This is a genomic window from Shewanella sp. 38A_GOM-205m (assembly GCF_000518445.1).
Lineage (GTDB): Bacteria > Pseudomonadota > Gammaproteobacteria > Enterobacterales > Shewanellaceae > Shewanella > Shewanella algae.
In genome coordinates this window covers 1-11,256 of sequence record NZ_JADP01000047.1, presented here as the reverse complement: position 1 = coordinate 11,256, position 11,256 = coordinate 1, and the positions used below count along the sequence as shown (strand labels likewise).

Here is an 11,256-nt window from a genome sequence, read left to right as displayed (position 1 = left end):
AGAGCTTGTTGAGAGAAGTTGGTGGAGCTAGACGGGATCGAACCGTCGACCTCTTGCATGCCATGCAAGCGCTCTCCCAGCTGAGCTATAGCCCCAAGCTATCTCTCATTACATTTGAGTGTACTGCCAGCAACTTGCTGCCCTGTGTCTCAACTGCGAGGCGCATTCTATGCAGCACACCCAAATGTGTCAACGCCTTTTTTAGGAATTTATTCTGGCTGCTACAAATTCAACCGCTTTGGAGATTCTTTGCTCGCAACGAGCTTTCCCAATGAGAAATAAGGTTAAATCCAGAGCAGGAGATTGGCCCGCACCTGTCACGGCAACCCGCAAAGGCATGCCGACTTTACCCATTCCTACCTCCAGTTCGGCCGCAGTTGACTCAATGGCATTGTGAATAGCTTCCACGGTCCACTCAGGCAAAGCTGCCAACTTCTGCTGCACCAGTTGCAAGGGCTCCAATGCTACCCCACGCAAGTGCTTCTTGGCCTGTGCTTCATCAAACGCCTTGAAGTCTTCATAGAAGTAACGGCTGGAGGCAGCCATCTCTTTGAGTGTCTTGCTACGCTCTGCCAATGCAGTAACGATTTCAGCCAGTGCCGGGCCATTACTGGTATCTATCTGTTGATCACGCATGTGCCATTCGAGGAAACCGGCCACATATTCTGGATCCAGTGACTTCATATAGTGCTGGTTCAACCAAATCAGCTTTTCGGTATTGAATGCCGAAGCCGCCTTGTTGATATCGTCCAATTTGAAGAACTGCTTCATCTCCTCCAGAGAGAAGATCTCCTGATCGCCATGAGACCAGCCCAAACGCACCAGATAGTTCAGCAAGGCTTCCGGCAGATAACCGTCATCACGATACTGCATTACGCTCACTGCGCCGTGACGCTTGGAAAGCTTGGCACCATCGTCACCCAGGATCATGGATACGTGGGCATACTCAGGAACAGGTGCACCCAGGGCCTTGAGAATGTTGATCTGTCTTGGGGTGTTGTTGATATGGTCTTCACCGCGAACCACGCAAGTGATACCCATATCCCAGTCATCAACCACCACACAGAAGTTATAAGTAGGAGTACCGTCGCTGCGGGCAATGATTAGGTCATCCAGTTCTTCGTTGGCAATTTCAATCCGGCCGCGAACATGATCATCAAAAACCACGCTGCCTTCCTGTGGGTTTTTGAAACGCACTACATAAGGTTCATCTGTATCACGGGGAGCGGCATCACGGCAGCAGCCATCATACTTCTGGCGTTCACCCTTGGCGGCCTGCTCTTCACGCAGAGCTTCAATGCGCTCACGAGAGCAATAACACTTGTAAGCCGTGCCCTCTTTTAACATCTGAGCGATGATCTCGTTGTAACGATCGAAGCGTTTGGTCTGATAGTAAGGACCTTCGTCCCAATTCAGGCCCAACCATTCCATCCCTTCCAGAATGGCATCAACCGCCTCCTGAGTAGAACGCTCAAGATCCGTATCTTCGATACGCAGCACAAACTCGCCATTATTGGCACGAGCGTGCAACCAGGAGTATAGAGCCGTACGGGCACCGCCCACATGAAGAAAGCCGGTAGGGCTGGGAGCAAAACGCGTCTTGGTGGTCATAATTGAACACTAACCTTAAGAATAAACGCCTGCCAGGCAGGCAAATGAAAAGTGCGCATATTCTAGCAGCCTAACCCTACAGGGGAAAAGAGCTCTGGCCGACAGTCACAAGATAGATATTGCGGCCCTGAATTGCCCTGCCGAGCCATATCCTGAGTAATACACACCCTGATAGCGTCCCAGGCTGTAATACCAGCGCTTCTTTCACGCTGGCTAAATTTTCAACTACGCTTCAGGAAAGCATCTTTTTTGTGGAACAGAGGCTATGACAGGAATCAGTCAATCGGCTTCCCTCGCCAGCATTGCGGCCTATTTGAAGCACACCAACGACTATGACGAGCAAACGGCGCAAAAAGAAGCCAGAGAAGTGATGCATAACCTGGTGACTATGCGTCAGAAAGGCTTTATTACCGGCTGGTACTTTGACGAGCAGGGGCACCTGGAGCTACTGCCTAGTGACGCCGTGCTCAAGCGCATAGATCCCCCCAAGTAAATCAAAGTCGCAATAGGCGGTTTTCCACCCAAAGTCGACAGCAATGTGAGCAAGATCTCACCCAAACAGCAAAAAGGCGTGACAGACATCAAATAAACTACACTTTAGCAACCAATGAGTTACAAAAAAGTAATCAAGTTGGCGCACTACTTGCCTTACCCAATACAGACCTTAGGGAAAGTCGGCTGTATTCCCGCTGGAGATACGCACTTTGGGGTACGTATTTTTCAATAACTCAAGAGCATATAAAAAGGACACATCATGAGTGCATTCAATCCATCCAAACTCTTTACCCAGCCACTGAAAACCCTTGCCAAAGTGACGGCTTTGGCCGGCGCATTGGCGAGCTTCTCGGTTCTGGCAGAACCGGTAGAGATTAAGTTTTCTCACGTTGTGGCAGAAAACACCCCCAAGGGCCAGATGGCACTGAAGTTCAAGGCCTTGGTCGAAGAACGCCTGCCGGGTGAATATCAGGTCAGTGTGTTCCCCAACTCACAACTCTTCGGAGACAACAATGAACTGGCCGCATTGCTGCTCAACGATGTGCAGTTGGTTGCGCCATCACTTTCCAAGTTCGAGCGTTACACCAAAAAACTGCAGCTGTTCGATCTGCCGTTTTTGTTCAAAGACATGGCCGCTGTCGACAAGTTCCAGCAGAGTGAAGCCGGGCAAAAGCTGTTGAACTCAATGAAGCGAAAAGGCGTTGTTGGCCTCGGTTATCTGCACAATGGTATGAAGCAGTTCTCTGCCAATGAGCCGCTGCTTTTGCCCAAGGACGCCAGCGGCAAAAAATTCCGGGTTATGGCCTCTGACGTGCTGGCGGCCCAGTTTGCCGCCGTTGATGCAACTGCAGTTAAAAAGCCCTTCTCCGAGGTGTTCACCTTGTTGCAAACCCGCGCCATAGATGGTCAGGAAAACACCTGGTCCAATATCTACTCCAAAAAATTCTTCGAGGTGCAGAGCCATATCACCGAAAGTAACCATGGTGTGCTCGACTACATGGTGGTGACTTCCAACACGTTCTGGAAGAGTCTGCCCGGCGATAAGCGGAAAATCATCAAGGAAGCGCTCGATGAGGCCATTGCCTACGGCAACAAAATTGCCGGTGACAAGAATGACCAGGACCGCCAGTTGATCATCGACTCCAAACGCTCCTTGGTGGTTGAGCTCACCCCTGAGCAACGCCAGGCCTGGGTTGATGCAATGAAGCCGGTATGGGCCAAATTTGAAGACCAAATCGGCAAAGACGTGATAGATGCCGCCGTGGCCGCCAACCAGTAAGTCAGTATGGGGGCTCCGGCCCCCGCAATTTCTGCGGAGAGCAATATGATTTCACGCGCCTTGGGCTACTTTGAGGAAGGCTTTCTCAACTTATTGATCACCCTGATGACGGTACTTGTCTTTGTCGAAGTCGTTGCCCGCTTCTTTTTCAATACAGGGTTTCTCTGGATGCAGGAGCTGACATTGACCCTCTGTGGTTGGTTTGTCCTCTTTGGCATGTCATACGGCGTTAAAGTCGGTGCCCATATAGGTGTCGATGCCTTCGTCAAAAAGCTTCCCAGGACAGGCCGCAAATACGCCGCCATGCTGGCTGCGGTCATCTGTTTGATCTATTGCGGCCTGTTTCTTAAAGGCAGCTGGGATTATCTCAGCCAGATGTATCAGATTGGGATACCCATGGAAGATATCGACTTCCCCCATGCCCTGGTTGCCAAACTGGACCCCGACTTTGCCTGGGAAACCTTGCGCATAGATGTGGAAGATCCGGCAGTACCACTGTGGATCTCCCAAAGCATTCTGATTATCGGTTTTGCCATGTTGACCTGGCGTTTCATTGAACTGTTTTTTGCCATTCTGACCAACCGCTCACAAGGATTCAGCTTCCACGATGAAGCCAAGGAAAGCATGCACCTGGCAGACGAAAACGAAGCCGGCGAAGACAAAAACAACTCCAAGCATGAGTAGGTAACGCCATGACAATAGCTACCCTCTTTATCGTCTTATTTGTTTGTATGCTGCTCGGCATGCCCATTGCCATTGCACTGGGTTTCTCCAGCATGCTGACTATTTTACTGTTTTCCAACGATTCGCTGGCCTCTGTGGCCCTGAAACTCTATGAGTCCACTTCAGAGCACTACACTTTGCTGGCGATCCCTTTCTTTATTCTGTCCTCGGCCTTTCTCTCCACCGGCGGTGTCGCCAGGCGGATCATCGACTTCGCCATGGACAGTGTCGGCCATATCCGCGGCGGTTTGGCCATGGCCTCGGTCATGGCCTGTATGTTGTTTGCCGCCGTCTCCGGCTCTTCTCCGGCCACAGTGGCGGCTATCGGCTCCATAGTTATCGTCGGCATGATCCGCGCCGGATATCCGGAAAAATTTGCCGCCGGGGTTATTACCACCTCAGGTACCCTGGGAATACTGATCCCACCATCGATTGTGATGCTGGTTTATTCGGCAGCCACCGAAGTGTCCGCGGCGCGGATGTTTATGGCCGGGCTGATCCCTGGATTACTGGCGGGGATGCTGATCATGCTGGCCATCTATATAGTGGCCCGTATCAAGGGATTACCTTCCCTGCCCTTCCCCGGCATTCGCAAGCTCTCTATCTCAACGGCCAAGGCGCTGGGTGGCCTGATGCTGATTGTCATAGTGCTGGGTTCCATTTACGGCGGGGTCGCCAGCCCCACGGAAGCCTCGGCGGTCGCCTGTATCTATGCCTATTTCATTGCCGTCTTCGGCTATCGCGATATCGGGCCACTGAAAAATGTCGCCTGGCGCAATCCTGGTGAGCCTATAGTCAAAGCCATAGGCCGCAATCTGGGATACAGCTTACTGGGATTACTCAAGACACCTGCCGACAGAGAGATACGCGCCGTCGTCAGGGATGGCGCCAAAGTCAGCATCATGCTGCTGTTTATCATAGGCAACGCCATGCTGTTCGCCCATGTATTGACCACAGAGCGGATCCCTCACATGATTGCCGAAAACATAGTCGGCATGGGCCTGCCAGCCTGGGGCTTTCTCATCATAGTCAACCTGTTGTTGCTGGCCGCAGGTAACTTTATGGAGCCATCAGCCATTTTGCTTATTATGGCGCCCATCCTCTTCCCCATCGCCACCCAGTTGGGGATCGACCCCATTCACCTTGGAATCATCATGGTGGTCAATATGGAGATAGGAATGCTGACACCGCCGGTGGGGCTTAATCTGTTTGTGACCTCGGGGATCACAGGCAAGAGCATAGGTTGGGTAATCCACGCGTGCCTGCCTTGGCTGCTGCTGTTATTGGGGTTCCTTATTCTGATCACCTATGTTCCTGAAGTGTCCCTGTTCCTGCCTGAATATCTGGATTCGCTGCGGGGCTTTTAATCCTTGAAATCATCAGGGCTATCGGCGAGTCTAAGACTCGCCGATTTCTTACGCCGGAACTACACCGCAATAACGCCGGGACAATAAGATGCCGCTCAACAACAAGACCCGAAAGCGCCTGCTTATCACCACCATGTTGGTGACGGGTCTGTTTATTACCCTCAAACTGACCTACTGGTACCATCTGGATAAGGGATTCACCCAATACCAGGCCCTGGCAGACAAACAGCTCAGCGAAGTCATAAGCTTTATTGAAGGCGCACTCATTCGCTATGAGAGTATTCCCCATGTGCTGTCAACCAACCCCATGCTGGCCCGGGTAATCAAGAGTAGCGCAGACAAGAGCGAAATCAGCAAAATCAACAAATACTTTGAAGAGATACAGCATGTCACCGAAGCCTCTGATATCTATCTGCTCAATAGCCAAGGGGATGCTATTGCCGCCAGTAACTGGCAGCAAGCCTATTCGTTTATCGGTCAGAATTATGCCTTTCGCCCCTACTACACAGAAGCCATAGCCGGCAGGCTGGGCAGCTATTACGCCGTCGGCACCTCGTCCAACACCAGGGGGTTTTATTTCTCCTACCCGATTTACGATCAGGGTAAAGTACTCGGTGTCATAGTGGTCAAGGTCGATATTGCCGATATTGAAGAGCAGATGACGGGGCTGGCCAAGGCGGGCCAGTATGAACTGGCCATCAGCGGTGAAGATGAAGTCATCTTTCTGGCCAGTATTGCCAATTGGCGCCTGAGGTCACTGCAACCCCTGGCTGCGGAAAGGTTGCAACAGATAACCCTTAGCCGCCGTTATGCCGACCGCAAGCTGCAGGAACTCAGGATAGATCCGCCCTACCGGCAGGAAACACCCGCACACAGGGCACTATATCGGATAGAAAACGATCAGGGCCGGGCCCAATATCTGGATACCCGCAATGAAATGACCAAGGTAGGCTGGTATGTGCATGTGCTGACACCTGTGGCACCTTTGTATCGTTCACTGCCCCCTGTGATGCTGCTGTCCGCCAGTATCTTTCTGTTGCTGGCATTGGGGCTGCTGTTCAGTCTCGAGCGGCGCCGTAACCTAAGACGCATGCGCCAGGCCCAGAACCAGCTGGAACATAGGGTCAAAGAACGTACCCGGGAGTTGGAAGATGCCAACACCCAACTGAAACAAACCCAGGATGAACTGATCCAGGCCGCCAAGCTGACTGTCATCGGCAGTCTGTCTGCCAGCATCAACCATGAAATCAATCAACCATTGGCGGCGCTGCGCAGTTATGCCCAAAACACTCAAACCTTTCTTGGTCGGGGCATGCATGACAAGGCACAGGAAAACCTGGTCACCATCATCAGCCTGACCGACCGCTTGGCGGAAATAGTTGCCCAGTTCAAGAGCTTCACCCGCAAGAGCCAGGGCCAGGACAAGCCCACCAGTATCAATGAAACCGTGCAGGAGGCGCTGACCATAGTGCATCCGGAAATCGACAAGCAGGGGATCCGGCTCGAACTGCAGCTTCCGGGTAAGCCCTGGTGCTTCTACGGCGATAAAATACGCCTGCAACAGGTACTGGTGAACCTTATCAGCAATGCCATAGTCGCCATGCAACGAGTCGATGAGCGTTTGTTGACTATCAGCATCAGCGTAGAAGAGATGCTGTGTATCCGTATTCAGGATTCCGGCCCCGGCGTCAACGAAAGCCAGATGGAGAAAATTTTCGAACCCTATTTTACCACCAGCCAACGACAGGGATTGGGTCTGGGACTCTCCATCTCCCGCCGAATTGTCGAGTCCATGCAGGGCTCCATCAGCGTCGCCAACGCCGCCGAAGGTGGCGCTGTATTTCAGATCCTGTTGCCTCTGTACCGCGGCGAGGAAACCCAATGAGCGAACAAGAATACACAGTCCTGATCCTGGACGACGAACCCCATATAGGCACAGTGCTGAGCCAGTTATTTGAACTCGAAGGCATCAGTGCCAAGGCATCGACCCAACCGAAAGAGATCTTGCGCCACCTCAGCCGCGACTGGATGGGAGTGGTCATTACCGATGTCAACATGCCCGGCATGGATGGCCTCAGTGTCATGCAGCAAATCAAACAGCTGGATGCCGATCTGCCGGTGATACTGATCACCGGCTTTGGCGATATCGCCATGGCGGTCAGCGCCGTTAAACAGGGCGCCTATGACTTTCTGGAAAAGCCCTTCAACAACGAACATATACTGGACGTCGTCAAGCGGGCACTGGACAAGCGCAGCCTGACACTGGAGAACCGTAAGCTCAAGCAGGAGCTGGAATCCCAGAGCCTGCCAGGCCCCAGGATCCTCGGCAACAGTCCGGGTATCCGTCAGATGCGCCATCTCATCCATCAGGTGCTGGATACTCCGGCCGATATCCTGATCGAGGGTGAAACCGGCACTGGCAAAGAGTTGGTTGCCCGTTACCTGCACGATCACAGCCCCAGACACGGCGCCAACTTTGTCGCCATCAACTGTGGCGCTATCCCGGAAAACATCATAGAGAGTGAGCTGTTCGGTGCCGAAGCCGGAGCCTTTACCGGCGCCGACAAGACCCGGATTGGCAAGTTTGAGTACGCCAACGGCGGCACCCTGTTCCTCGATGAAATTGAGAGCACACCTATGGCATTGCAGGTCAAGTTGCTGCGTGTGCTGGAAGACAGGAGAGTCGAGCGTCTGGGCTCCAATAAATCCATAGCACTGGATATCAGGGTGATTGCCGCGACCAAGGTCGACCTCAAAGAACTGTGCCGCCAGGGCAGCTTTCGCGAAGATCTCTTCTATCGTCTCAATCTGGTGACTGTGGCCATTCCGCCGCTGAGGGAGCGACGGGAAGATATTCCCTTGCTGTTTCTGCACTTTGCCCGTATCGCTTCGGCCCGCTATCACAAGGCGCTGATTGCCCTTGGCGGTGAGCAGCAGGCCCGTCTCAGTACCCATGAATGGCCCGGCAATGTGCGCGAATTGAGAAATCTGGCGGAACGTTATGTTCTACTTGGCGCCGAGGCTGCCTTTGCCGGCGCCATAGGCAGCAGTGACAGCCTGCAAAGCGGCATGTCACTGACTCAAAGGGTGGAGTTTTTCGAAAGACTGCTGATTGAAGAAGCCCTGGCGCACAACAAGGGCTCCATCAAGCTGACCATGGAACAGTTGGAGCTACCGCGCAAGACCCTCTACGACAAGATGCGCAAATATGGTCTTGAGCGAAAAGATTACCTCAACGATGCCCCCTGAGGCGTATCCATCTCCTGGCTGAGCGGCTGTTTTTGCCGCCAGCCAAGGCGCCAAACCGCCAGCGAAGTCAAAAACAGCAAAACCATGGATCCCATCACCACGCCCTGCCACTCGCCTCGCTGCCAGAACAGCATCAAAAAAGGGCCTCCTATTGCGGCGCCAAGGTAATAGCAGCACAGATACAATGAAGTGGCCTTGGCCCTGTGGCTGCTGGCGCGCATGGCCACAAAGGAGTTACAGCAACTGTGGGTAATAAAGAAACCGCAGGAGGTGAGCAAAAAGCCTACGCAGATCCACACCTGGGTATCCAGCAGAGTCAGCAGACTGCCGCACAACATCAGCAGCAAGGAAATTCTGAACAGAGGCAACTGCCCATGGAGGGCAATCCACCTGGCGGTGTAATACGATGCCAGTGTGCCGCTTGAGTAGCAGAGGAAGATCAGTGTCGCCTCAAACCGGCTCCAATCATAAGGCGGTGCCATCAAGTGCAACTGAATAAAGCTGTACTGGTTGACCATCATCATAAATGCCAGCCCACCAATAAGGTAAGCCAGTCGCATCTGACTATCCTTGAGGTGATGTACAAAGCCCCGTAAGTCTTCACTGCCACCGAGCCAGAAACGCCACTGTTTCGGCAGCCGTTCTCGCTTGGCGGCGCTGACGGCATTGGGCAGTAAATAGCTGACCAGTGCCACCCCAAACAGACTCACCGCCAGCAGCAGCCACATGGCATCCTGCCATAATAGATGTTGCGACATCAGCCCGCCAAACAGCCGACCGATAATGCCACCGAAACTGTTGGCGGTAATGTAAACCGCCGCGGCCTTGAGCATGGTCTCAGGTCTGAGTTGCTCCTTGAAATAAGCCATGGCGATGGCCGGTACAGCCGCCAGCAATATCCCCTGAAGCAACCTCACCGCCACCAGTGCATTGAAATCTTTAACAAATACCAACAAGATATTGGACAGCGCCAGGGCCCAGAGGCTGATAACTATCGGCTTGTGACGGCCAATCCTGTCCGAGACTATGGCATAGCCAAGCAAGGAAAACGCCAGCGTAAAGCTGGTGACAGAAAGCACCAGAGTCGACTTGGCTGCCGTTACCTGAAAATGCTCGGCAATCAAGGGCAACATCCCCTGCATCAAATACAGATTGATATAAACCACCACTGATGCCACGCACAGTGCCCAAATCAAACGGGTATCACGCGCATGCCGGCCAACGGCTTCGACCTTAGTCACTCCGACCTCTTAAATTAGCAAAGGATTCACCATAACAAGGTTAGCACCGGGCAATGCATAACAATAATAGATAAATAATATCGATTTCATCAATTTTTGTTATGCTTGAAAAACTTCCTTAAGATTATCCGCAAGAGTAAGGCGAGACGTGGACATCCGACAACTAAAACACCTGGATAACCTGGTTAAGTACGGCAGTTTTACCCGAGCAGCAGAGAAGCTGAATTTGGCCCAACCCGCCCTCAGTCAGAGTATCAAGCGACTGGAGCAATCTCTCGGCGTCACTCTGGTCGACCGCAGTGGCAGCCGCCAGGAAAGCGGCATTCGCCTCACTGCCGAAGGGCTGGCGCTGCATCAACATGCGGTATTGATCCTCAAACAGCTGAGTCAGGCAGAGGCCCATATCCGGGCCATGGCCGAGCTGGCCAAGGGCGAAGTGCGAATTGCCGTGCCCGGTATGTTGGGCTCTTTCTACCTGCCGTCACGGGTGATGGCCTTTCGCCATCAGTATCCTGATTTGAAGCTGTCTCTGTTTGAGGGAGGCACCCGCGATGCCCTGAGGATGCTGGAGCAGGAAGAGGTGGATATAGCGATTATCACGGCCCAGGATCTCAAGCCTGAGTTCGAGTCCTGTCTGTTAATTAGAGAGCAGATGGTGGTAGCTTCAAGCCCTGAACACCCCTTGGCCACAAACGAGGCCGTAACGCTGGAGCAGTTTTTCGCCCATGAGTTAGTGATGTTCAAACCCGGTTATTTTCATCGTGAATGGATGCTGAGCCGAGCCAGAGAGCTGCAACTCGAGCCTAGGATCGCCTTTGAAACCAACCTGATAAACCTGATAAAACAGATTGTAAGTCAAGGATTTGCCGTCACCAGTGTGTTGGAAATGGTGGTCAATGAAAGAGATGACATCATAGCCCTGCCCTTTGCACCTCCTGTACATCTCGACCTGCATATTGCCTGGAAGAAACAGCGCCCGGTAAGCCAGGCCGACCGGGCCTTTGTGGAGTTTTTGCTGGCCAATAAGTAAAAAGGCCGGTGGGATCCGCAACGTAGTTCACTTAAGCGGAGCTGCCTTGTGATTAACAGGATATCGGGTCTTTGATATTTTTACCGCCCTAGGCCGATTTGGCTTAGGGCGTTTGTCTATAAAAAGGATGGACAAGTCTCCTCGCAGACTGTTTAGACGCTTCGGCGTATTACCTGGTGACACCGCTTTGCTCATGACTTTGAGCTGACTTGCGATGAACTGACAAGCGTACTTAAAGCTGATTTCATTGGGCATTCGACC

The 11,256-nt window shown here is 52.7% G+C and carries 9 protein-coding genes, 1 tRNA gene and 1 pseudogene; 7 read left to right on the top strand and 4 right to left on the bottom strand.

What is annotated here, in order from left to right:
• Positions 1 to 19: 19 nt before the first annotated feature.
• Together N512_RS0118670 and gltX are read right to left on the bottom strand one after the other, a co-directional pair.
• Positions 20 to 95: transfer RNA gene (locus N512_RS0118670), tRNA-Ala, on the bottom strand.
• A 106-nt stretch (positions 96 to 201) separates the two neighbouring features.
• Positions 202 to 1,611: a glutamate--tRNA ligase gene (gltX, locus tag N512_RS0118665; protein WP_028781276.1), complete on the bottom strand. Its 1,410-nt coding sequence runs from the start codon at positions 1,609 to 1,611 to the stop codon at positions 202 to 204.
• Positions 1,612 to 1,876: 265 nt separating this feature from the next.
• On the opposite strand from gltX, the gene N512_RS0118660 reads away from it, so the two are divergent.
• The 6 genes from N512_RS0118660 to N512_RS0118635 all read left to right on the top strand — a co-directional run bounded on the left by N512_RS0118660 (position 1,877) and on the right by N512_RS0118635 (position 8,724).
• On the top strand, positions 1,877 to 2,104 hold the full coding sequence (locus N512_RS0118660) for a hypothetical protein (RefSeq protein ID WP_025890110.1): 228 nt from the start codon (positions 1,877 to 1,879) through the stop codon (positions 2,102 to 2,104).
• Between the two features lie 261 nt (positions 2,105 to 2,365).
• Positions 2,366 to 3,385 carry a TRAP transporter substrate-binding protein gene (locus N512_RS0118655; protein ID WP_028781275.1) on the top strand — a complete coding sequence of 340 codons (1,020 nt, stop codon included), beginning with the start codon at positions 2,366 to 2,368 and terminating at the stop codon, positions 3,383 to 3,385.
• A gap of 45 nt (positions 3,386 to 3,430) precedes the next feature.
• Positions 3,431 to 4,069 carry a TRAP transporter small permease gene (locus N512_RS0118650; protein WP_025012078.1) on the top strand — a complete coding sequence of 213 codons (639 nt, stop codon included), beginning with the start codon at positions 3,431 to 3,433 and terminating at the stop codon, positions 4,067 to 4,069.
• 8 nt (positions 4,070 to 4,077) lie between these two features.
• The gene (locus tag N512_RS0118645; protein ID WP_025890112.1) at positions 4,078 to 5,475 is read left to right on the top strand and encodes a TRAP transporter large permease; all 1,398 of its coding nucleotides are present in this window, start codon (positions 4,078 to 4,080) and stop codon (positions 5,473 to 5,475) included.
• An 88-nt stretch (positions 5,476 to 5,563) separates the two neighbouring features.
• A complete protein-coding gene (locus N512_RS0118640; protein ID WP_028781274.1) occupies positions 5,564 to 7,360 on the top strand; it encodes a sensor histidine kinase in 1,797 nt (598 codons plus the stop codon).
• A complete protein-coding gene (locus tag N512_RS0118635; protein ID WP_028781273.1) occupies positions 7,357 to 8,724 on the top strand; it encodes a sigma-54-dependent transcriptional regulator in 1,368 nt (455 codons plus the stop codon). The genes N512_RS0118640 and N512_RS0118635 overlap by 4 nt, the downstream gene beginning before the upstream one ends.
• Here the strand turns inward: N512_RS0118635 and N512_RS0118630 are convergent.
• A complete protein-coding gene (locus N512_RS0118630) occupies positions 8,703 to 9,965 on the bottom strand; it encodes an MFS transporter (protein ID WP_028781272.1) in 1,263 nt (420 codons plus the stop codon). The genes N512_RS0118635 and N512_RS0118630 overlap by 22 nt on opposite strands.
• Before the next feature lie 148 nt (positions 9,966 to 10,113).
• Here N512_RS0118630 and N512_RS0118625 point away from each other — a divergent pair, with 148 nt between their 5' ends.
• Positions 10,114 to 10,995 (top strand): LysR family transcriptional regulator, encoded by an 882-nt coding sequence (locus N512_RS0118625; RefSeq protein ID WP_028781271.1) that lies wholly within the window; start codon positions 10,114 to 10,116, stop codon positions 10,993 to 10,995.
• Positions 10,996 to 11,022: 27 nt separating this feature from the next.
• Here N512_RS0118625 and N512_RS0118620 read toward each other — a convergent pair.
• A pseudogene (locus tag N512_RS0118620) lies at positions 11,023 to 11,256 on the bottom strand (IS4 family transposase); the annotation flags it as partial.